Origin of the sequence: Methylocystis sp., assembly GCF_046349115.1 — a bacterium.
Classification (GTDB): domain Bacteria; phylum Pseudomonadota; class Alphaproteobacteria; order Rhizobiales; family Beijerinckiaceae; genus Methylocystis.
Window position 1 is genome coordinate 142,149 of the sequence record NZ_JAXMCX010000004.1, and the last position, 20,822, is coordinate 162,970.

Annotated in this window: 22 protein-coding genes; 18 read left to right on the plus strand and 4 right to left on the minus strand. The window is 62.8% G+C overall.

Features of this window, described 5'->3' with window-relative positions; all coding sequences use genetic code 11:
- Positions 1 to 70: 70 nt before the first annotated feature.
- The 7 genes from U1E20_RS12540 (at position 71) to U1E20_RS12570 (ending at position 6,758) form a co-directional block, all read left to right on the plus strand.
- The gene (locus U1E20_RS12540) at positions 71 to 946 is read left to right on the plus strand and encodes a tetratricopeptide repeat protein (protein WP_409980952.1); all 876 of its coding nucleotides are present in this window, start codon (positions 71 to 73) and stop codon (positions 944 to 946) included.
- A gap of 15 nt (positions 947 to 961) precedes the next feature.
- A complete protein-coding gene (locus tag U1E20_RS12545; protein ID WP_409980953.1) occupies positions 962 to 1,630 on the plus strand; it encodes an LON peptidase substrate-binding domain-containing protein in 669 nt (222 codons plus the stop codon).
- 15 nt (positions 1,631 to 1,645) lie between these two features.
- Entirely contained in the window at positions 1,646 to 1,870 is a 225-nt protein-coding gene (locus tag U1E20_RS12550; RefSeq protein ID WP_409980954.1) for a Trm112 family protein, read from the plus strand.
- Between the two features lie 14 nt (positions 1,871 to 1,884).
- Positions 1,885 to 2,754 carry an acyl-CoA thioesterase gene (locus U1E20_RS12555; RefSeq protein WP_409980955.1) on the plus strand — a complete coding sequence of 290 codons (870 nt, stop codon included), beginning with the start codon at positions 1,885 to 1,887 and terminating at the stop codon, positions 2,752 to 2,754.
- A 358-nt stretch (positions 2,755 to 3,112) separates the two neighbouring features.
- Positions 3,113 to 3,451 carry a P-II family nitrogen regulator gene (locus U1E20_RS12560; RefSeq protein WP_409980956.1) on the plus strand — a complete coding sequence of 113 codons (339 nt, stop codon included), beginning with the start codon at positions 3,113 to 3,115 and terminating at the stop codon, positions 3,449 to 3,451.
- Between the two features lie 32 nt (positions 3,452 to 3,483).
- The gene (locus U1E20_RS12565; RefSeq protein ID WP_409980957.1) at positions 3,484 to 4,959 is read left to right on the plus strand and encodes an ammonium transporter; all 1,476 of its coding nucleotides are present in this window, start codon (positions 3,484 to 3,486) and stop codon (positions 4,957 to 4,959) included.
- 296 nt (positions 4,960 to 5,255) lie between these two features.
- Positions 5,256 to 6,758: a bifunctional metallophosphatase/5'-nucleotidase gene (locus U1E20_RS12570; protein WP_409980958.1), complete on the plus strand. Its 1,503-nt coding sequence runs from the start codon at positions 5,256 to 5,258 to the stop codon at positions 6,756 to 6,758.
- A gap of 161 nt (positions 6,759 to 6,919) precedes the next feature.
- Here U1E20_RS12570 and U1E20_RS12575 read toward each other — a convergent pair whose 3' ends face one another.
- On the minus strand, positions 6,920 to 8,368 hold the full coding sequence (locus U1E20_RS12575; protein ID WP_409980959.1) for an NAD-dependent succinate-semialdehyde dehydrogenase: 1,449 nt from the start codon (positions 8,366 to 8,368) through the stop codon (positions 6,920 to 6,922).
- Positions 8,369 to 8,519: 151 nt separating this feature from the next.
- On the opposite strand from U1E20_RS12575, the gene U1E20_RS12580 reads away from it, so the two are divergent.
- The 8 genes from U1E20_RS12580 (at position 8,520) to U1E20_RS12615 (ending at position 15,969) form a co-directional block, all read left to right on the plus strand.
- The gene (locus tag U1E20_RS12580; protein WP_409980960.1) at positions 8,520 to 10,421 is read left to right on the plus strand and encodes an extracellular solute-binding protein; all 1,902 of its coding nucleotides are present in this window, start codon (positions 8,520 to 8,522) and stop codon (positions 10,419 to 10,421) included.
- A gap of 4 nt (positions 10,422 to 10,425) precedes the next feature.
- On the plus strand, positions 10,426 to 11,538 hold the full coding sequence (locus tag U1E20_RS12585; protein ID WP_409980961.1) for a microcin C ABC transporter permease YejB: 1,113 nt from the start codon (positions 10,426 to 10,428) through the stop codon (positions 11,536 to 11,538).
- Positions 11,538 to 12,707: an ABC transporter permease gene (locus U1E20_RS12590; protein WP_409980962.1), complete on the plus strand. Its 1,170-nt coding sequence runs from the start codon at positions 11,538 to 11,540 to the stop codon at positions 12,705 to 12,707. Before U1E20_RS12585 ends, U1E20_RS12590 begins: the two co-directional genes overlap by 1 nt.
- 138 nt (positions 12,708 to 12,845) lie before the next feature.
- Positions 12,846 to 13,073, plus strand: coding sequence for a hypothetical protein (locus U1E20_RS12595; protein WP_409980963.1), 228 nt, complete (start codon positions 12,846 to 12,848; stop codon positions 13,071 to 13,073).
- A 1-nt stretch (position 13,074) separates the two neighbouring features.
- Entirely contained in the window at positions 13,075 to 13,542 is a 468-nt protein-coding gene (locus U1E20_RS12600; RefSeq protein WP_409980964.1) for a type II toxin-antitoxin system VapC family toxin, read from the plus strand.
- Between the two features lie 23 nt (positions 13,543 to 13,565).
- Positions 13,566 to 15,206, plus strand: a complete 1,641-nt coding sequence (locus U1E20_RS12605) for an ABC transporter ATP-binding protein (protein WP_409980965.1) — start codon at positions 13,566 to 13,568, stop codon at positions 15,204 to 15,206.
- 281 nt (positions 15,207 to 15,487) lie between these two features.
- Positions 15,488 to 15,712, plus strand: coding sequence for a hypothetical protein (locus tag U1E20_RS12610; protein WP_409980966.1), 225 nt, complete (start codon positions 15,488 to 15,490; stop codon positions 15,710 to 15,712).
- Entirely contained in the window at positions 15,709 to 15,969 is a 261-nt protein-coding gene (locus U1E20_RS12615; RefSeq protein WP_409980967.1) for a type II toxin-antitoxin system RelE/ParE family toxin, read from the plus strand. Before U1E20_RS12610 ends, U1E20_RS12615 begins: the two co-directional genes overlap by 4 nt.
- Before the next feature lie 25 nt (positions 15,970 to 15,994).
- On the opposite strand, the gene U1E20_RS12620 is transcribed toward U1E20_RS12615, so the two are convergent.
- From U1E20_RS12620 to U1E20_RS12630, 3 genes are read right to left on the minus strand one after another with little or no spacing between them, the layout of a single operon-like run.
- Entirely contained in the window at positions 15,995 to 16,489 is a 495-nt protein-coding gene (locus U1E20_RS12620) for a MaoC/PaaZ C-terminal domain-containing protein (protein WP_409980968.1), read from the minus strand.
- Positions 16,486 to 17,355, minus strand: coding sequence for a C40 family peptidase (locus tag U1E20_RS12625; protein WP_409980969.1), 870 nt, complete (start codon positions 17,353 to 17,355; stop codon positions 16,486 to 16,488). Before U1E20_RS12625 ends, U1E20_RS12620 begins: the two co-directional genes overlap by 4 nt.
- Positions 17,352 to 18,740, minus strand: coding sequence for a leucyl aminopeptidase family protein (locus U1E20_RS12630; protein ID WP_409980970.1), 1,389 nt, complete (start codon positions 18,738 to 18,740; stop codon positions 17,352 to 17,354). The genes U1E20_RS12625 and U1E20_RS12630 overlap by 4 nt, the downstream gene beginning before the upstream one ends.
- Between U1E20_RS12630 and U1E20_RS12635 the strand changes: the two genes are divergently transcribed.
- From U1E20_RS12635 to U1E20_RS12645, 3 genes are all read left to right on the plus strand, one after another.
- Positions 18,703 to 19,029 (plus strand): hypothetical protein, encoded by a 327-nt coding sequence (locus U1E20_RS12635; protein ID WP_409980971.1) that lies wholly within the window; start codon positions 18,703 to 18,705, stop codon positions 19,027 to 19,029. The two genes, U1E20_RS12630 and U1E20_RS12635, sit on opposite strands and share 38 nt — an antisense overlap.
- Before the next feature lie 5 nt (positions 19,030 to 19,034).
- Entirely contained in the window at positions 19,035 to 19,385 is a 351-nt protein-coding gene (locus U1E20_RS12640; RefSeq protein WP_409980972.1) for a P-II family nitrogen regulator, read from the plus strand.
- 102 nt (positions 19,386 to 19,487) lie between these two features.
- Entirely contained in the window at positions 19,488 to 20,795 is a 1,308-nt protein-coding gene (locus tag U1E20_RS12645; protein WP_409981092.1) for an ammonium transporter, read from the plus strand.
- Positions 20,796 to 20,822 lie beyond the last annotated feature (27 nt).

Sequence of the window (20,822 nt, forward strand, 5' to 3'; positions counted from 1 at the left end):
GGCCAAAGCCTCCGAAATCAGACGGCGATGATGGCGACAAGGGGAAAAGCGCATGGTTGAGACGGCGAGAATGACTGGCGCGACAACGACGCCAGCGGAAACGACGACGGAACGGTTCCGCGCCGATGTTCTCGACCCATCGATGCGGCAAATCGTGCTCGTGGATTTCTGGGCGCCATGGTGCGGACCCTGCCGCCAGCTCGCGCCGGTCATCGAACGTCTGGTCGCCGCGACCGGCGGCAAGATCAGCCTTGTCAAAATGAACATCGACGCCGATCCGCTGATCGCCGATCAGCTCGGCATTAAGTCGATCCCGGCGGTCGTCGCCTTTCAACGCGGGCGGCCCGTCGACGGCTTCGTCGGCGCGCTGCCGGAAAGTCAGATCAAGGGCTTTATGGAGCGGCTCGTCGGCCCGATCGAGGTTGAGGGCGACGCCCTGGAAGCGGCGCAGGCGATGATCGCCGACGGCGATCTCGCGGGGGCGGAATCGCTGCTTGGCGAACTGGCCGGCGGCGAGCCGCCCAACGTCAAGGCCGCCGCGGCTCTTTTGCGTCTCTACGTCGATACGGCGCGGTTCGATGACGCGCGAGCGGTCCTCGACGCGCTTCCTGAAGCGGCGCGCCGCGACACCGATGTCGCCGCCGCCGCGGCGGCGCTACAGAACGCGGAGCAAGCTCAAGACCTCGGCGAAATCGACGAACTGAGAACGCGCATCACGTCAGATCCAGACGACCTTCAGGCCCATTTCGATCTTGCGCTCGCGCTCAACGCCAAGGGCCTGCGCGAGGAAGCTGCGAATGCGCTGCTTGAAATCATCCGGCGCGACCGTAGTTGGAATGACGATGGGGCAAGAAAGCAGCTCATCCAGTTTTTCGAGGCATGGGATCCGATGGACAAGGCGGCCGTGACCGCGCGGCGGCGGCTGTCCGCGCTGCTCTATTCATAGGAGGCGTTCGCCAAGATGAGTCTGAACCGTCCCTATGCGGATGTCGGCGAACTGCCGGAAATTCTGCCGCTCTTTCCGCTTTCGGGCGCGATCTTGCTGCCACGCGGCGAGTTGCCGCTCAATGTCTTCGAGCCGCGCTATCTCGCGATGGTCGACGATTCGATCGCCGGCGCCCGCCTGATCGGCATGATTCAGCCGATGCTGGGCGATGACGCATCGGCCGAGAGGACTCAGCTCTATGACATTGGCTGCGCCGGACGCCTCACCCGTTTCGCCGAGACCGGCGACGGCCGCTATCTCATCACCCTGACCGGCGTATCGCGCTTTCGTGTCCTCGATGAGCTTGAGGTCCAAACGCCCTACCGGCAGTGTCGGGTCATTTATGACGAATTCTCCGAGGATCTACTGACGGGGGCTGGCGCCGCCGCGGTCGACCGCGAGAGCATGGTATCGATGTTGCGCAACTTCGCCGAATGTTCGAAACTTGAGGTCGACTGGGCGAGCATCGACGCAGCGCCGACGGAAACGCTCGTCAATGCGTTGGCGATGATGTGTCCGTTCGGCGCGAACGATAAGCAGGCGCTCGTCGAAGCGATTGATTTGAAGACCCGCGCGGAAACGCTCGTCGCGCTCGCCAAGCTCGATCTCGCGCAGCGAAATGTCGGCCGGACGCAATGGCATTGAAGGAATTTGATCAAGATGACCGATGAACGCGATTCCGGCGCCGAAAAATTCGAATCCGCAGCGGAGCCGACGCGGATCGATCCGCGCCTGCTCGAAATCCTGGTCTGCCCGCTGACCAAGACCACGCTCGAATATGACAGCGCGCGACAAGAATTGATCTCGCGCTCGGCGCGGCTCGCCTATCCGATCCGCGACGGGATTCCGATCATGCTGCCGGAAGAGGCGCGTCAGATCGACTGACCCAATCGTCCGCGATGGACGAAACCGCGCCTTCCGCGCTTCTGGCGCTTCTCGACCTCGAAGAGATCGAACGAGATCTCTTCCGCGGCTTCAGCCCAATCCCTTCAGGACGCCAAGTCTATGGCGGACAGGCCGTCGCGCAAGCCCTTGTCGCGGCGACGCGCACCGTGCCGGCGGACCGACCAGTTCATTCGCTGCACGGCTATTTCGTCCTCGCCGGCGATCCGGCGACGCCAATCGACTTCGCCGTCGAGCGCGTGCGCGACGGCAAGAGCTTCACGACGCGGCGCTGCAATGCGACCCAGCGCGGTCAGACGATCTTTACGATGGAGGCGTCGTTTCAGCGCCGCGAACAGGGTTTCGCGCACGCCGATGAGATGCCGGACGCGCCGGACCCGGAAAGCCTCGACGACGTTCACGCGCTGGTCGAGCGCTTTCGCGCTTTCCTGCCGGAGCAGATCGAAAGCTGGCTCAAGCGGCGAAGCGCGCTCGACATGCGCGTCGTCGCGCCGGACGACGTGTTTTTTCCGGAACGCCGCGCCGCCGGTCAGATGATCTGGTTTCGCGTGCGCGGCGCCCTGCCCGACGACCCCGCCCTCCACCATGCGCTGCTCGCCTATCTGTCCGACATGACCCTGCTCAATACGGCGCTGCTGGTTCATGGGCTGACGATTTTCGACCCCCAGATTCAAGTCGCGAGCCTCGATCACGCCCTGTGGATTCACGAGACGCCGCGCGTCGACCAATGGTTGCTCTACGCCCAGAAAAGCCCGTGGGCGGGCGGCGCGCGGGCGCTCACGCGCGGCCAGATATTCACCCGCGAAGGACGGCTCGTCGCCTCGGTGAGCCAGGAAGGGCTGGTGCGCCAACGTGGCGCCCTCTGATCGTCAGCATCTGCCTGTCGTTAAGGCGCCACCTGCAAAAATGCGTAAATTATAGGCGCCATCTGATTCATCGGGCGCCTTGAGCGGAACGCGCGCAAATGAGCGTCGCGGCCGCTGACAGCAAGGCTTTTGCGGAGGCCCGCAAGGGGCATAGCCGAACCTTGACGCGCGCGCCGGCGCGCTCATCCCGGCCATCGGGCCCGCCGATCGAGGACTGTAGGCGTCAGCGCGGCTGGCACGCCATTTGAAAGCTTCCCGTCGCCGACGCGGCGGCGTCCTCCCCGCGAGCCCGCGACCAAGACGCCGCCGTCAAACGAGCGACGCTCGCCAGCGAGGTCGACAACAACAGGATTGGCAGATGAAAATCGTGACAGCGATCATCAAGCCGTTCAAGCTCGATGAGGTCCGCGACGCGCTGACCAACATCGGCGTGCACGGCCTTACCGTGACTGAAGTCAAGGGCTACGGACGCCAGAAGGGACATACGGAAATCTATCGCGGCGCCGAATATGCGATCAGTTTCCTGCCAAAGCTCAAAATCGAAGTCGCCGTCGACGCGGCGATGATCGATCAGGTGATCCAGGCAATCTCCAACACCGCGCGCACCGGACAGATCGGCGACGGAAAGATTTTCGTCACGCCGCTCGAGCGCGCCATCCGCATCCGCACCGGCGAAACCGACGCCGACGCGCTTTGATCGCCTCCGCGCAACTTCAGGAGCTCTGACACATGAAACTTCCTTCGCCTCGAAGCGCTTCGATCGCTTCGGTCATTGCGGGAACGGCGATTTCAGCCTTGCTGGCGTTTCCAGCCTTCGCCGCGAACGACCCGACGCCCAATCCCGGCGACACCGCCTGGATGCTCACCTCATCGGCGCTGGTGCTGATGATGTCGATCCCCGGCCTGGCGCTGTTCTACGGCGGCCTGGTGCGCGCCAAGAACATGCTGTCGATCCTGTCGCAAACCTTCGCGATCGTCGCGCTCGTCGGCGTGATCTGGACGATCTATGGCTATTCACTCTCATTTGGCGACGGCGGCGCGCTGAGCAGCTATATCGGCGGCTTCAATAAGCTGTTCCTCAAGGGCGTTACGGCCTCCTCCAACGCGGCGACCTTCACGCCGGGGCACGTCATTCCGGAATACGCCTATTTCGTCTTCCAGATGACCTTCGCAATGATCACCCCGGCGCTGATCATCGGCGCCTTCGCCGAGCGCATGAAATTCTCCGCCGTGCTGCTCTTCGTCGCCTTCTGGGTGACGGTCGTCTACTTCCCGATTGCCCATTGGGTGTGGGGCGTCGCCGATCCGAACGCGCTGGTCGACGCCGCGACGCAACTCGCCGCGGCCGGCGACGAGGCTGCGAAAGCGGCCGCGCAGGCCAAGATCGACGAGATCAACGCCGCCGTCGGCTGGCTCGCCGGCAAGGGCGCGCTGGACTTCGCGGGCGGCACGGTGGTGCATATCAACGCCGGAATCGCCGGTCTCGTCGGCGCGATCATCGTCGGCAAGCGCATCGGCTTCGGCAAGGAAGCGCTGCCGCCGCATTCGCTCACCCTGTCGATGGTCGGCGCCTCGCTGCTGTGGGTCGGCTGGTTCGGCTTCAACGCCGGATCGAACCTGGAAGCGAACGGCGTGACGGCGCTCGCCTTCGTCAACACCATGGTGGCGACGGCGGCCGCGGCGCTGTCCTGGATGATCGTCGAATGGCTGGTGAAGGGCAAACCTTCGATGCTGGGCCTGATCACCGGCGCAGTCGCCGGCCTCGTCGCGGTGACGCCGGCGTCGGGCTACGCCGGACCGGTCGGCGCGATCGTGCTCGGCTTCGCGGTCTCGCCGATCTGCCTGTTCTTCGTCGATTTCGTGAAGAAGCTCGCCGGCTATGACGACGCGCTCGACGTGTTCGGCGTGCACTGCATCGGCGGCATCACCGGCGCGCTGGCGACCGGCATTCTGGTCAATCCCGATCTCGGCGGCGTCGGCATCACCGACTACACCAATCTCGAAACCTTCGCCGGAACCTACGACATGGTTGCGCAGATGAAGGCGCAGGGGACCGCCGTCATTGCGACTCTTTTGTGGTCGGGCGTCGGTTCGGCGATCCTCTTCAAGATTGTCGATGTGATCATCGGTCTGCGGCCCACGCCCGATCAGGAGCGCGAAGGCCTCGACATCACCGATCACGGCGAGCGCGCTTACAACTACTAAGCTTCATCTCCTGGCACGACGCGAAACGGCGCCCACGGGCGCCGTTTCATTTTGTGTTCGTGTCCAAGCCGCGCGCGCCGGGGCGCGCATCCTTCTCCCATCGGGAGAAGGTGGCCCCGCGAAGCGGGGTCGGATGAGGGATTGCGCCCTTCCAAAATGGTCGCCCCTCTCCCGGTCGCTCCGCGACCACCTTCTCCCCCTGGGAAAGGGTTAGCGCGCGCCATGGACGTATTGCCCTCGTCATCAAGGGGCGGCAACATACGCGTCCTTCGAATTTTCCAGATGGGCGACGGTAGATGTTTCGACATTTTGGACGTGCTGTCCTTATTGCCGCGGTCGTCGGATTTGCTTTCCCCCTCCCCGCGCGCGCCGCCGAGCGCATTGTCAATCTCACCTTCGTCGTCTTCAGCGACATCTATGAGATGGCGGAACGGGACGGGCGCGGCGGCTTCGCCCGCATATCGGGCGCGCTCAAGGCCGAGCGCGCGAGAGCCAAGAACGTGATCGTCGCCCATGCAGGCGACACGCTGTCGCCTTCGCTCACCTCGAGCGTCGACAAGGGCGCGCATATCGTCGACCTTCTCAATCGTGTCGGCCTTGACCTGTTCACGCCGGGCAATCACGAATTCGATTTCGGCGAAGCGATTTTCCGGCAGCGCATGGGCGAAGCGAATTTCGCGCTGCTCGCGGCGAATCTGCGCGACGCCACCGGCCAGCCCCTGCCCGGCTTCGCCGACAGCAAGATCATCGATGTCGAGGGCGTGAAAGTCGGCGTCTTCGGCCTGACCGATGACGAGGCGGCGAGACGCTCCAGTCCCGGAACCTTGAAGCTTCTGCCCGCGATCGAGACGGCCAAGCGCCAGGCACAGTCGCTACGCGACGCCGGCGCCGATCTCGTCGTCGTCATCACCCATTCGGAGTGGCAGGATGATCTGCGGCTGATGAAGCTCGGCCCGATCGACATTGTTCTCTCGGGCCATGACCACAACCTTCTGGTCGCCTATGACGGGCGCGCCGCGATCGGCGAGACCCAAGCGGACGGCGTCAATCTCGTGGCGATCGATGTCGAGATGCGTATCGCCAATGACGGCGTAAAACGTTGGACGCCGAGATTTCGCGTCGTCGACACCGCCGACGTTACGCCCGACGCGGCGATCGCGGCGCGCGTTACGCAATATCAGGCCGAGATCGACAAGGCGCTGGACGTCGATATCGGCGTCACCAAGACGCCACTCGACAGCCGAAAGGCGAGCGTGCGCGGCGAAGAAACCGCGATCGGCGACTATTTCGCCGACACGATGCGCGCCGTCACTGGCGCCGACGTCGCGATCGTCAACGGCGGCGGCATTCGCGGCAATCGACTCTATGCGGCCGGAACGAAGCTGACGCGCAAGGATATCGTCAGGGAACTGCCGTTTAACAATCAGCTGGTGACTCTCGAGCTTTTAGGCGCCGATCTGCGCGCCGCTTTAGAGAATGGCGTGTGGCTGATCGACAAGGACGCCGGCCGCTTCGCTCAAATTTCCGGCGCCCGCATCCTCGTACGGCGCGACGCGGTTCCGGGCTCGCGGCTGGTGTCGATCGAGATCGGCGGCGCGCCGCTCGACGACGCCAAGCGCTATAAGATTGCGACGATCGACTTCCTGGCGCGCGGCAAGGACGGCTATCTCGCGCTGACCCGCGGCAAGCCGCTCGTCGGCGAACTTGAAGCTCCGCTGCTGGCGAATGTCATCGCCGACGCGATTGAAAAATCCGGCGCGATCGCGCCCGTCATCGACGGCCGCATCAAAGTCGAGTGATCATATGAATTCCGGATGATCGGTTCGCTTGGGGGTTGTCATTCCCGGCAGGCCGAAGGCCTGACCGGGAATTAAAGGCCAATCCAAGAACGCTTGTTGTGGCTCTAGATTCCCGAGCGTGCGTCGGGAATGACATCCAATCAGTTCAACCGTAATTCGCATCATAGTCCGCCAAGGCAGACATATTTGATCTCGACATAATCATCGACGCCGTAGCGCGAACCTTCGCGCCCGAGGCCCGAGTGTTTGACGCCGCCAAACGGCGCGACTTCGGTCGAGATCAACGTTTCGTTGACGCCGACCATGCCAAATTCCAATCGCTCGGCGACACGTATGCAGCGGGCGACGTCGCGACTGTAAAAATAAGCAGCGAGACCGTAGGGTGTCGCGTTGGCGAGACGCACCGCCTCGGCCTCCGTTTCGAATGAGATCAGCGGCGCGACTGGCCCGAAGGTCTCCTCATTGAAGATCAGCGCGTCGGGCGGCACATTCGCCAGGACCGTCGGCTGAAAGAAAGAACCGCCGAGCGCATGACGACCGCCACCGGTGAGCACCTTCGCGCCATGGGCGATGGCGTCAGCGACGTGACGCTCGACTTTTTCCACCGCCGCCGCTTCGATCAGCGGCCCGATCGCGACACCTTCCTGCGTCCCTTCGCCGACCTTCAGCGCGCCAGCCGCCGCTGCGAGCTTTTTAGCGAAGGAGTCAATGATCGAAGAGTGAATGAGCAAGCGATTGGCTGAAACGCAAGTCTGTCCGCTGTTGCGATATTTCGTGGCGATGGCGCCTTCGACGGCGCGATCGAGATCGGCGTCCTCGAAGATGATGAGCGGCGCGTTGCCGCCAAGCTCCATCGAGCATTTCTGAATGTTCTCGGCCGCCTGTCGCAGCAAAATTCTGCCGACTTCGGTCGAGCCGGTGAAGGTCAGTTTGCGCACCAGCGGATTTTGCGTGAATTCGAGCCCGACCGGCGCAGGGTCTTGCGCCGTCACCACATTGATCACGCCCGATGGAACGCCGGCGCGTTCAGCAAGCTCGGCGAGCGCCAGCGCCGAAAATGGCGTCAGCTCGGCGGGCTTAACGACCATCGTGCAGCCGGCGCCGAGCGCGGCGCCGACCTTTCGCGCAAACATGGCCGAGGGAAAGTTCCATGGCGTGATCGCCGCCGTGACGCCGATCGCCTGTTTGAACACAAGGATGCGCCGGTCCGTCGGCCCTGGGATCACGTCGCCGTAGATGCGCCGCCCTTCTTCCGCGAACCATTCGATGAAACTCGCCGAATAGGCGATTTCGCCGCGCGCCTCGGCGAGCGGCTTGCCCATTTCTGCGGTGATGATTCGCGCCAACCGCTCCTGATCGACCATGATCAGTTCGAACCAGCGGCGCATGATCCGCGCCCGTTCCTTGGCGGCGCCATCGCGCCAGCCCGGCAGCGCCCGCGCGCAAGACTCGATCGCCCGTCGCGTCTCTGAGACGCCCATGTCGGGAACCTGGCCGAGAACCGCGCCGGTGGCGGGATTGTTCACGGCGAAGGTTGCGCCGCTGTCCGCGCCGACCCATATACCGCCGATGAAGCCCCGCTCGCGAAGGCCAAGGTTAATGTCGGTCATTTACTCAGTCCTCTGGCGCGCTTCTCGCGCATTTTGCTAGAATGGCCGAAGCGGCCTCTGAGCTCAAAAAGGGCCGCTGGCGAAGCCGGCAAAAACCGACATAATGCGGCTCGCCGGCGGCGGCGCCCGCCCCCTCCACCCGAGGTCACTTTTGGCTCATTCCAAAATCGTCGATCTAACGCGCATTCGTCTCTCTCGCCGTTCTATCATCGGCGCCGGCGCCGCCGCCCTGGTCGCTCCGCGCGTCCTGGCCAAATCTGGAGCGCCTGCCGCCCGTTTCGGCTCCCTCGCCAAAGGCGAGATTGAGAGCCATGGCCTCTCGACCTTCGGCGACCTCGGCGAACCCGCCGACTTCAAACATTTCGGCTATGTCAATCCGCAGGCCCCCAAGGGCGGAACCTTGGCGCTGTCGCCTGCGAGCCCAACTTACGACAGTTTCAACGCCTATGTGTTGCGAGGCAATCCGGCGACGGGCATGTCGCTCGTCTTCGACAGTCTGATGAACCAGAGCCTCGACGAGCGCGACGCCTATTACGGTCTCGTCGCCAAAAAGGTGCGCATCTCGCCCGACAAACTCACCTATGCGTTCCTTCTGCGTAAAGAGGCGCGCTTCCAGGATGGTTCGCCGCTCACCGCGCATGACGCGGCCTTTTCGCTCAACATTCTCAAGAGCAAGGGCCATCCCGTCATCAGCCAGATGCTGCGCGATCTCGACAGCGCCGAAGCCGAGGCGGACGACGTTCTGGTCGTGCGTTTCGCGCCCGGCCGAACGCGCGATCTGCCGGTAAGCGTCGTCGGCCAGCCGATCTTCTCACGCGCTTATTACAAGGACCGCGACTTCGAGGCGACCACGCTGGAGCCGCCGCTCGGTTCTGGACCCTACAAAGTCGGAGCCTTCGAGCAAGGCCGCTACATCGCCTATCATCGCAATCCAGACTATTGGGCGAAGGATTTGCCGATCGCGCTCGGCCAAGGCAATTTCGACGTTATTCGCTTCGAATATTTCGGCGACAGTCAGGTGGCCTTCGAGGCGTTCAAGGCCGGCGCCTTCACCGAGCGCGAAGAAAACATCGCCCGCGTCTGGGCGACGGGCTATGACTTTCCCGCCTTCAAGGAAGGACGGGTCAAGCGCACGACGACGCCCAACAACAACATCCCGCAGATTCAGGGCTGGTTCTTCAACACGCGCCGAAAGAAATTCAGCGACCCGCGCGTGCGCGAAGCGATCGGCTACGCCTTCGACTATGAATGGACCAGCCGCAATCTGATGTATGACGCCTATAAGCGCATCTCATCCTATTTCGAAAATTCCGACCTTGAAGCCAAGGGGCTGCCGAGCGAACAGGAAAAGGCGCTGCTCGAACCCTATCGCGCCGAGCTTCCCGCCGAAGTGTTTGGCGAACCCTTTGTCGCTCCGGTCTCCGACGGCACCGGTCAGGACCGCGTTCTGCTCAAAAAGGCCAATGATCTTTTTGTCGCCGCCGGCTGCACGCGTCAGGACGGCGTCTTGCGCCTGCCTGACGGGACGCCGCTCGAATTCGAGTTTCTCGACAACTCCAACGTGTTCGAGCGCCATACGCAGCCGTTCATCAAGAATTTGAAGCTACTCGGCGTCACCGCGCGCATCCGCGTCGTCGACGCCGCGCAATATAAGCAGCGTCTCGAGGACTTCGATTTCGATATCGTCCACGACGTGCTGATGATGGCTTGGAATCCGGGCGAGGAGCTTCGCGCCTATTTCAGCTCGAAGACCGCCAATGTTCCCGGTTCGCGCAATCTCGCGGGCGTCGCCAATCCGGCGATCGACGCGCTGGTCGAAAAGGCGCTACAGGCGCAAACCCGCGATGAGCTCATCATTTGCTGCCGGGCGCTCGATCGCGCGCTGCGCGCCCAGCGCTACTGGATTCCGCATTGGTACAATCCCGTGCATCGCTTCGCCTATTGGGATTTGTTTGGACAGCCCGAGCGGGCGCCGAAATTCGACACCGGCGTGTTGTGGACCTGGTGGTGGGACGACGAGAAAGCCCGCAAGATCAACTTTACGGGACGCTAGACGGATGGGAGCCTATATCGCCCGCCGCGTGCTGCTGATGATCCCGACGATCCTCGGCATCATGCTCATCTCCTTCGCCATCGTGCAATTCGCGCCCGGCGGGCCGGTCGAGCGAATCATCGCGCAGTTGCAAGGCTTCGACGTCGGGGCCACGGGTCGCTTTTCCGGCGGCGGCGGCGACGTCGGACAGGGCGCCGCGAGCCAGACCGGCACGATGGCGGCGGAATCCGCCGCCAAATATCGCGGCGCTCAGGGACTCGATCCGAAATTCATCGCGGAACTCGAAAAGCAGTTCGGCTTCGACAAGCCGGCCTGGGAACGATTTCTGCTGATGGTGAAGAATTACGCGATGTTCGATTTCGGCCGCAGCTATTTTCGCGACGAAAGCGTCATCAAGCTGATCGGCGAGAAGCTTCCCGTCTCGATTTCGCTGGGTCTCTGGATGACCCTTCTCTCCTATTCGATTTCAATTCCGCTCGGCATCGCCAAGGCGGTGCGCGACGGCACGAAATTCGACATGTGGACCTCGAACGCCGTGATCATCGGCTACGCGATCCCGAGCTTTCTGTTCGCAATGCTGCTGATCGTGCTCTTCGCCGGCGGCTCGTTCTGGCAAATCTTTCCGCTGCGCGGCCTCACCTCGGACGATTTCTGGCAGCTCTCGCTGTTCGGCAAGGTGAAGGATTATCTGTGGCATATCGTCCTGCCGGTCACCGCGATGACCCTCGGCGCCTTCGCGACGCAGACCTTTCTGACGAAGAACTCCTTCCTCGATGAAATCCGCAAGCAATATGTGCAGACGGCGCGCATGAAGGGCCTCACCGAGCGGCGCGTGCTCTACGGCCATGTGTTTCGCAACGCGATGCTGATCGTCATCGCCGGCTTTCCTGGCGCCTTCGTTCACGCCTTCCTGACCGGCTCGGTGCTGATCGAAACGATCTTCTCGCTCGACGGACTTGGCTATCTCTCCTTCGAGAGCATCGTCAACCGCGACTATCCTGTCGTTTTCGCCAATCTCTATATTTTCGCGCTGCTCGGCCTCGTGGTGAATCTCATTTCCGACCTCACCTACACATGGATCGATCCGCGCATCGATTTCGAAACGCGCGAGGTGTGATGGCGAACGCAGCGATCGAAGCGACTCCTCATCTCGCCCCGCCCATCAATCGCGAAGGCTGGCTGCGGCTCACGCCGCTCGACCGGCGCCGCCTCGAAAGCTTCAAGGCGAACAAGCGCGGCTATTGGTCGTTCTGGATTTTCATGACGCTCTTCATCATGTCCCTCGGCTCGAATTTCCTGGCCAACGACCGGCCGATTCTGGCGTGGTACAAGGGCGAACTGCTGTTTCCGGCCTTCGTCTCTTATCCGGAAGAGAAATTCGGCGGCTTTCTCGCCCGCACCGATTACCGCGATCCGGTCATCGCCGACGAGATCAAGGCGCATGGCTGGATGCTCTGGCCGCCGATCCGCTTCTCCTATGACACGCATAATTTGGAGCTGCCGACGCCGGCGCCCTCGCCGCCGACCTGGATGCTGACGCAGAAGCAATGCGAGATCGCCGCGGCCAAGGGTCTGCGGCCGGGCCAGCCCAATCGCGGCTGCGCCGCGCTCGAATATAATTGGCTCGGCACCGACGATCAGGGCCGCGACGTGGTCGCGCGCCTGCTTTACGGATTTCGAATTTCGGTGCTGTTCGGCCTGATCCTCGCGACGATTTCCTCGATCGTCGGCGTCGCCGCCGGCGCGATTCAGGGCTATTTCGGCGGACGCGTCGATCTCGTATTCCAGCGCTTTATCGAGGTCTGGTCGTCCCTGCCGCAACTTTATCTGCTCATAATCATTTCGTCGTTTCTGACGCCCGGCTTTTTCGTGCTGCTCGGCATTTTGCTGCTGTTCTCCTGGGTGTCGCTGGTCCATGTCGTTCGCGCCGAATTCCTGCGCGCGCGCAATTTCGAATATGTCAATGCCGCGCGGGCGCTTGGACTCAGCAATTTCCGGATCATCGTCAGACATCTGCTGCCCAACGCCACGGTGGCGACGCTGACCTTTCTGCCCTTCATTCTCAACTCGTCGATCACGACGCTGACGGCGCTGGATTTTCTCGGATTCGGCCTGCCGCCGGGCTCGCCCTCGCTTGGCGAACTGCTGCTGCAGGGCAAATCCAATCTGCAGGCGCCTTGGCTGGGACTGACCGGCTTCGCCATCATCGCGTTGATGCTGTCGTTGCTGGTCTTCGTCGGCGAAGCGGTCCGCGACGCCTTCGACCCGAGGAAGAATTTCCGGTGAGGACGTGTTAAAAGCTCCTGGCCAGCCTCGTCGTCGTGATGAACGGGATCGTGAGAGAACACCACTTGGCGTCTTTGCTTGGTCGCGCCCCGTGCGACTAATGCAGCCTTCGCGACGGATGCTAACGGAGACGAAGCCATGAACAAGATCGTCAAGCTGCACTATCCGGCGGCGAAACTACCCGAGGAACTTCGCGTCGGCATCGATCCGAACGCGGAAGTGACGATCACCGTGGAAACTGAAGAGCAACCGGAACGGATAATGTCCCTTGAAGAAATGTTCGCGATGCGTCGTGACGTTTATGCGTCAATGGATGAAGTAATCGCGCATATCGACGCGATCCGGGAAGAGCGGGGCTCACTATAACTTGTCTGCTCCGCTCGTTTATATCGACACGAACGCTTTCATCAAGGGCTTCGAATTTTCGGCCGAACAGGCAAAGCCCGTGCAGGATTTGCTGGCGGCATTGCGCGACAGCCCGCGCTTTGCCGTGACAAGCGAACTTACGCTCGCGGAATTGCTTGCTCCAGCTTTACGCGAAAGCGCTTTCCCGCTTCCGGTCAAGCGACCACTTTACCTTAACTTGCTGGTCAGCAGTCAGCTGATCGATTTGCGCCCTGTCACACGAGACGTGCTTATGGATACCGCTGATCTTCGTCAGGCCACGCCGCATCGTTTGCTCGACGCGATACACATCGTGACGGCGGTTCAGTCAGGATGCGCCTATTTTCTGACTGGCGACAGACGCATTAGGACACCGGCAGGCATGTCGATCATCTACCCTGATCAGGCGGGAGTCGATCGGATTCTCGCCGACTGGTCTGGACGGGCATAGCGCCGATGAAAATCGCAGAGCCAATGCCCTCCCCCCTCCTCGACGTTCGCGATCTCTCCGTGACCTTCCAGCACGGCGGCCGCGAGACCAAGGCGGTCGATCGCATCTCCTTCTCGCTCGAGCGCGGCAAGACTCTGGCGCTCGTCGGCGAGTCCGGCTCCGGCAAGTCGATCAGCGCGCTCTCCATCGTGCGCCTCCTTCCTCCCGGCGCGGCGCCGTCCGGGCAGGCGCTGTTTGATGGCGAAGACATGCTGGCGATCGACGACCATCGGCTACGCGCGGTGCGCGGCGCGCGCATCACCATGGTGTTTCAGGAGCCGATGACCTCGCTCAATCCGCTGCAGACAATCGAGCGGCAGATCGCGGAAATTCTCGAATTGCACGGCATGCGCGGCGAAGCCGCGGTGCGCGGGAGGGTCGTCGAGCTTCTTGGAGAAGTCGGCATTCCCGACCCTCAGGCGCGCCTCAACGCCTATCCGCATCAGCTCTCCGGCGGCCAGCGTCAGCGCGTCATGATCGCCATGGCGCTCGCCAACAAGCCCGATCTCCTCATCGCCGACGAGCCGACGACGGCGCTCGACGTCACCGTGCAGGCGCAGATTCTGGCGCTGCTGGAGCGCCTGCAGGAAACCTACGGCATGGCGATGCTGTTCATCACCCATGATCTCCAGCTCGTGCGCCGTTTCGCCGACACGGTCTGCGTCATGCAGAAAGGCCGCATTGTCGAACAGGGCGATGTCGAAACGGTCTTCTCCTCGCCTCAGCATCCTTACACCAAGGCGCTGCTCACCGCGGAGCCCAAGGGCGCGCCGATCGTTGAAAACGAGGAAGCGCCCGTCGTCGCCTCGGCTGACGAATTGCGCGTTTGGTTTCCGATCAAGCGGGGATTCATGCGCAAGACAGTCGGCTATGTGAAGGCGGTCGACGGCGTCACCGTCGCGGTGCGCGAAGGCGCCACCGTCGGCGTCGTCGGCGAGTCGGGCTCTGGCAAGACGACGCTGGCGCTGGCGATGCTTCGGCTCATCCGCTCGGACGGGCCGGTCGTTTTCTTGGGACAGCGCATCGACGGCAAGAGCGTCAGCGATATGCGCGCGCTCCGGCGCGACATGCAGATCGTCTTTCAGGACCCCTATGGCTCGCTCTCGCCGCGCATGTCAGTGGCGGAAATCGTCGCCGAGGGGCTGACCGTCCAGCGGCCTGAACTCACCCTTGATGAGCGCCGCGAGATCGTCGCGCGCGCGCTGCAGGAGACCGGGCTCGATCCGTCGACGATGGATCGCTATCCGCATGAATTTTCCGGCGGCCAGCGGCAGCGGATCGCCATCGCCCGCGCCATGGTGCTCGAACCCAAATTCGTCGTGCTCGACGAACCGACCTCGGCGCTCGACATGTCGGTGCAGGCGCAGATCATCGATCTCTTGCGCGACCTCCAGCGCCGCCGTTCGCTCGCCTATCTCTTCATCAGCCATGATCTTCGCGTCGTGAAAGCGCTGGCAGCGCATCTCATCGTCATGCGCTACGGCAAGGTGGTCGAAGAAGGTCCCGCGACGCAGGTCTTCGCGGAACCCAAGAGCGAATATACGCGCGCGCTCTTCGCCGCGGCGTTCCGCAACGAAGCGGCGCCGATTTCGAACGGTTCAGTCCAGCTGAACGAGCAAGATTGATTTTTCGCGGCTTCGAATGAATTCAGCCATGCCCGGACCCGCTGGAAGGATAGCTCGCGGTAAATGCCTGCACGTAAGTCACGCCACCCATCGACCACGCGCACATTCTAGATAAGGTCAACGCGCCCCTGATCCTTATCGGGCGTCATAAGGAATGAGATAGGGCCGCTCGAAGAGCATCCGGTCCGAGGGCCGAATTTCATACGGCTTGGCGTTCAGACGCGATATGATGCACAACGACACAGGGGCGACCGCGTCCCCTTCAGGTTGGAGCTTGAACCGTGACCACTTTGCTTGAACAGGCCCTCGTTAAGGTGCGGGCGTTGCCCGACGCCGCGCAGGACGAACTTGCGCGGCTTCTCTTGCAGCTTACGGGCGAGGATCAAGCGCCGATCCAGTTGACGCCGGAGGAGGAGCGCGACCTTGACGCAGCCTTGGCCGAAGCCGAACGCGGCGAGCTTGTATCGCATGAAGAGGTCGAGGCCATTTTGGCCAAATATGCGTGAGGACGCTTCGATATACGCCGCGATCCGTCGCGCAGATCGAAAAGGCGATTGAATATGTTGCGGCGGAATCGCCGCAACGCGCGAGCAATATTCGGGCGCGGCTATTGACCATCTTGGCCATGCTGCGCGAGCCGCCCACTGGTGCGGCGCGTTGTCGTTACGCCCTATCCCTATCTTTTGGATTACCGCGTCACCGCTTCGGAAATTATCGTTTTGCGGTTTCGTCACGCCGCACGGCGACCGCTGAGTTGACCTGATTGGGGCAATTCAGCCAGTGGGAAATCACCAGGGAACTGGCGTTTCTCGGTTCGAGCCTGCGCCGGCGCGGCTCGGATCGCGGAACGCCAGGACTTTGACGCTTTGCGTGAGAACGACTTCGTCACGCTGATTGTAGGTCGCTACATTCATTGAAACGAAGCCGCGATCGGCATGGCGACGCGGACAGACAATTCGCATGACCTCGGCCTCAACCCGCAAGGCGTCGCCGGGCCGCACAGGAAGTTTCCAAGCGATATCGGCCTCGACGCCGATGAGCGGGCCGGCCAGGGGCGGATCGGCGGACTCGATGAGGAGCTTGATGCTCAGCGCGCCGGTCTGCCAGCCGCTCGCAACGAGACCGCCGAATATGCTGTCCTTGGCGGCCTCCTCATCGACATGAAAAAATTGCGGATCATTTTCGTGCGCGAAGCGGATGATGTCCTGCGCGCTGACCGTGACGCTCTTCGAACGCAGCCGCTGCCCGACATGAAGATCATCGAGATAGAGCTTCCTCGTCATGCCGCGTGCGAACCTTCCTTCGGCAGGCGCTTGATGCTGGTCACCGGCCCGGCGCCCGCCGCCTCATTGCGCGCGCGCACGATATCCAGCGGCTCGCTCGCGACCTGCATATGGGTGGCGTTGGCGTGGAGCAGCGTCGCGGCGTCGCGCATAACGCCGACATGGCCCTTCCAAAAGACGATGTCGCCGCGCGTCAGCGGCGCGCCCGGCGCAAGCGGCGCGCCGAGCGCGGCTTCCTGCATATCGGTGTCGCGCGGCGCCTTGATCCCGGCCATCAGCAACGACACTTGCATGAGCCCGGAGCAATCGACGCCGAGCCATGACTTGCCGCCCCAGAGATAGGGCGCGCCGATCAGCGTCTCGGCCACAGCGACGAAGTCGGGCGCCTTGACGTCGCGCGGCACGAGATGTTTGCGGAAGATGAACCCCAGTTCCGGCGTCACGCCAAATCCATCGCGCTCTTCGACGATCGCAACTTCCGCGCCGAGCGGCAGAGCGTTGAGCGGCGGCAATTTGATGTTCGGACCCGGATAGATGAAAGTCCGCGGAACGCAGACTCGATGCGTCGGCGCGCTCAATTCGCGCCACAGGGTATTGGCGGCGATCCAGCCGACGTAATTGTCGCGCGCCAACTGCGCCCAGGCCCAGCCTTCCTCCTCGTCATAGACGGTGACGCGCTCGCCATGGAGCGCCTGGGTGTCGACGGCGGCGTCGGGGCGCGGCTCGCGCCGAAGATCGACGACGCAATCCCTCACCTCCATCGCGACGCCTTCGACATAGCGGTCGGCGGTGACACGGCCCTTGAGATAGGACGCGGCGATTTCGGGGCGCGCCGGCGTCAGCCGCCGGTCGAACTTCTCGCTCACGACTTCGCCATCCCTTCTTCGACGCGCGCTTCGATCAAATCATAAAGGAGGCGCGCCGCCTGCACCTCGCCGCCTTCCGGACGCCCAGGCTTCGTCGACGGGTTCCAGCAATAGACGTCGAAATGCGCCCAGCGCTTTGGGTCGGCGACAAAGCGCCTCAGGAACAGCGCGGCGGTGATCGAACCGGCGAAGGGTCCGCTCGTGACATTGACGAGATCGGAGATTTTGCCGTCGAGGCCGCTATCGTAGTTATCCCATAAGGGCATTCGCCATACCGGATCATTCGCGGTCGCGGCCTTCGCCGCGATCTCGCCGGCGAGCCCGTCGTCGCCGGTATAGAATGGCGGAATTTCCGGGCCGAGCGCGACCCGCGCGGCGCCGGTCAGCGTGGCGAAGTCGAACAAGAAATCGGGCGGCGTTTCGGTGGCGTAAGCCAGAGCGTCGGCGAGAATTAATCGCCCCTCGGCGTCAGTATTGCCGATTTCAACGCTCAGCCCTTTGCGGCTGCGATAGACGTCGCTGGTTCGAAACGCCGAAGCGGAAATCGAATTTTCGACGATCGGCAGCAGCACCCGCAATCTTATCGGCGTGTTCGCGTCGAGCAACATCGCCGCGAGCGACAGCGCCGTCGCCGCGCCGCCCATGTCCTTCTTCATCAGCGCCATGGCGCTCGACGGCTTGATGTCGAGGCCGCCGGTGTCGAAACAGACGCCCTTGCCGACGAGCGTCACGCGCAGGCCGTCCTCTGGACCATGCTCCAATTCGACGAGTCTCGGCGCCTGGGCGGCGGCGCGCCCGACAGCGTGGATCAAGGGAAAATTCTCGGCAAGCAGCGCGTCGCCGACGATGACGCGGCTCTTTGCGCCATGCTTCGCGCCAAGGGCGAGCGCGGCTTCGGCGAGCGCCTCCGGACCCATGTCATTGGTCGGCGTATTGACGAGGTCGCGTCCCAGCGCGACAGCGGCGGCGATGCGCTGGATGCGCGCGCGGTCGACGCCCTGCGGCGCGCAAAGGCGCGGCGCTTCATTCTTGCGGGCCTTGTAACGCGAGAAGGCATAGCTCGACAGAAGAAAAGCCAGCGCCGCTTGCTCCGACGCTTCGACGCCGTCGCCAAGGCGATAAAGACCTTTGGGCAAGACCGCCGCAAGCTTCCCGGCAAAAAATGGATCCCTCGCCTTCGGCTCCTTCCCCTCGGCCCCGAAGAAGACCCGCGGCGCGCCGCCGACGTCCGGCGCAAAGAATGTGGAGCCGGCCTTCGCCTCAAATCCCACAAAATCGGCGAGACGGGCCGTCGGCTCGGGAAGTTTTGCGCGGCGTTCGGGCCAATCTGCCTTGTTGACGAAATCGATGGCGATCGCCTCTGGCGACCAGTCTTCAAGCTTCATTTACGTCCGCCGCTTCCTTTGCGCCAATTCGATCCGCGCCAGTGCGATCGAACTCGGTTTTTTGAGCGCGATCACAAAAGCCGCAAACATCGCCGCTATCAAGCGCCCCAAATCACCGGCGGCGAGGGCCGAACCGTGTCGCCCAATAATTACTCATAGTGATTATATTTTATACACACAGCGCCTTGGCTCTGGTCACCACTGCGCCGACCGCCGACAAGGAAAACGATTATTTTATGCGCATAATGGCATGCTGTTTGCTGAGTTGACGCTCACTTCGCCAAAGTAGAGGGCATGTCTGCGCAAATGAAGATCATCATGGCCATTATCAAACCCTTCAAGCTCGACGAGGCGCGCGAGGCCCTGACGGAAATCGGCGTTCACGGGATGACCGCGACCGAGGTGAAGGGCTATGGCCGGCAGAAGGGCCATGCCGAAATCTACCGCGGCGCGGAATATATCGTCTCTTTCCTGCCCAAGGTGAAGATCGAAGTCGCGCTTCCCGACGCCCTTGTCGATCGCGCGATCGAGGCGATCAGGAAGAGCGCCTATACCGGCCATATCGGGGACGGAAAAATTTTCGTCTCGCCGCTGGAGCGCGCGATGCGCATCCGCACCGGCGAAACCGATTCCGACGCGCTGTAAGCGCTTACCATCACCAATCAGGATCAATCGATGCACAGCTCGATCGCGCGCGGCCCGAGTAGGGATTCCATCGTCCAGCATGAAGGCGACGCGCTGCGCCGCATGATGTTGCGAGCGGGAGCCGTTCTCACCGCGTTCATTGTCGCGCAGCCCGTTTTCGCGCAAGACGGCGAATCCAAAATCGACGCCGCCGACACCGGTTTCATGATCGCCGCGACCGCGCTCGTGCTGATGATGACGCTGCCCGGGCTCGCGCTGTTTTACAGCGGCATGGTGCGCAAGAAGAATGTGCTCGCCACCATGGCGCAGAGCCTGATCGCCACCGCCGTCGTGTCGCTGCTCTGGATCGGCATCGGCTACAGCCTCGCCTTCAGCGGCGACGGCGCCTATATCGGCGACGCATCGCGGGCGCTGCTCTCGGGGATCGGCATCGACACGGTCAGCCCCTTGGCGAAGACCATCCCCGAAATCCTGTTCATGATCTATCAGATGACTTTCGCGGTCATCACCTGCGCGCTGGTCGGCGGCTCGGTCGCCGAGCGCATGAGATTTTCCGCCTTCATGCTGTTTTGCGTATTGTGGCTCTTCATCGTCTATGCGCCGTCGGCGCATTGGGTCTGGGGCGGCGGCTTCCTGCAGAAGATGGGCCTCCTCGATTTCGCCGGCGGAACGGTCGTGCATATCAACGCCGGAATCGCCGGCCTCGTCTGCGCGCTGGTGCTCGGCAACCGGGTCGGCTTCGGGCGCGAAAACCTTTCGCCCTTCGATGTTTCCCTCGCCGTGATCGGCACCGGATTGCTGTGGGTCGGCTGGTTCGGATTCAATGGCGGTTCGGCGCTTGCCGCGAATTCGCGCGCGGTCTTCGCGATCGTCGCGACCCATCTTGCCGCCTGCGCCGGCGCTCTCGTGTGGAGCGGGCTGGAATGGCTCCAGCGCGGCAAGCCTTCGGTGCTCGGCGTCGTGTCGGGCGCCGTCGCCGGCCTCGGCACGATCACGCCGGCGTCGGGCTATATCCTGCCCTGGCATGGAATCGTCATCGGTCTGATCGCCGGCGGCGTCTGCTACTGGTTCTGCACCGTGGTGAAATACCGGCTGCGCTACGACGACACGCTCGACGTGTTCGGCGTGCATGGCGTCGGCGGCATCATGGGCACGCTGCTCGCCGGCGTTTTCGCCACGCGCGCGATCACGGCTTCGGGAAGCGATCCCGGCGTCGCCGGCCTGCTGGAAGGCGACCCGCATCAACTCCTCGTGCAGGCGATCGGCGTCGGCGTCACCCTCGTCTGGTGCGTGGTCGGCACATTGGCGGCGCTGAAAATCGTCTCGCTGGTCACGACGCTGCGCGTCAATGCCGACGACGAGCGCGAGGGCCTCGACATCGCCCTGCATGGTGAAGCGCTGCATCAGTAAGCTCCGCACAAACCGCTTGAGGATGGC

Excerpts from the sequence above, each read along its gene's own strand:
- U1E20_RS12540 (WP_409980952.1), top strand. The coding sequence starts at position 71 with ATGACTGGCGCGACAACGACGCCAGCGGAAACGACGACGGAACGGTTC.
- U1E20_RS12545 (WP_409980953.1), top strand. The coding sequence starts at position 962 with ATGAGTCTGAACCGTCCCTATGCGGATGTCGGCGAACTGCCGGAAATT.
- U1E20_RS12550 (WP_409980954.1), top strand. The coding sequence starts at position 1,646 with ATGACCGATGAACGCGATTCCGGCGCCGAAAAATTCGAATCCGCAGCG.
- U1E20_RS12555 (WP_409980955.1), top strand. The coding sequence starts at position 1,885 with ATGGACGAAACCGCGCCTTCCGCGCTTCTGGCGCTTCTCGACCTCGAA.
- U1E20_RS12560 (WP_409980956.1), top strand. The coding sequence starts at position 3,113 with ATGAAAATCGTGACAGCGATCATCAAGCCGTTCAAGCTCGATGAGGTC.
- U1E20_RS12565 (WP_409980957.1), top strand. The coding sequence starts at position 3,484 with ATGAAACTTCCTTCGCCTCGAAGCGCTTCGATCGCTTCGGTCATTGCG.
- U1E20_RS12570 (WP_409980958.1), top strand. The coding sequence starts at position 5,256 with ATGTTTCGACATTTTGGACGTGCTGTCCTTATTGCCGCGGTCGTCGGA.
- U1E20_RS12575 (WP_409980959.1), bottom strand. The coding sequence starts at position 8,368 with ATGACCGACATTAACCTTGGCCTTCGCGAGCGGGGCTTCATCGGCGGT.
- U1E20_RS12585 (WP_409980961.1), top strand. The coding sequence starts at position 10,426 with ATGGGAGCCTATATCGCCCGCCGCGTGCTGCTGATGATCCCGACGATC.
- U1E20_RS12590 (WP_409980962.1), top strand. The coding sequence starts at position 11,538 with ATGGCGAACGCAGCGATCGAAGCGACTCCTCATCTCGCCCCGCCCATC.
- U1E20_RS12595 (WP_409980963.1), top strand. The coding sequence starts at position 12,846 with ATGAACAAGATCGTCAAGCTGCACTATCCGGCGGCGAAACTACCCGAG.
- U1E20_RS12605 (WP_409980965.1), top strand. The coding sequence starts at position 13,566 with ATGCCCTCCCCCCTCCTCGACGTTCGCGATCTCTCCGTGACCTTCCAG.
- U1E20_RS12620 (WP_409980968.1), bottom strand. The coding sequence starts at position 16,489 with ATGACGAGGAAGCTCTATCTCGATGATCTTCATGTCGGGCAGCGGCTG.
- U1E20_RS12635 (WP_409980971.1), top strand. The coding sequence starts at position 18,703 with ATGGCGATCGCCTCTGGCGACCAGTCTTCAAGCTTCATTTACGTCCGC.
- U1E20_RS12630 (WP_409980970.1), bottom strand. The coding sequence starts at position 18,740 with ATGAAGCTTGAAGACTGGTCGCCAGAGGCGATCGCCATCGATTTCGTC.
- U1E20_RS12640 (WP_409980972.1), top strand. The coding sequence starts at position 19,035 with ATGTCTGCGCAAATGAAGATCATCATGGCCATTATCAAACCCTTCAAG.
- U1E20_RS12645 (WP_409981092.1), top strand. The coding sequence starts at position 19,488 with ATGATGTTGCGAGCGGGAGCCGTTCTCACCGCGTTCATTGTCGCGCAG.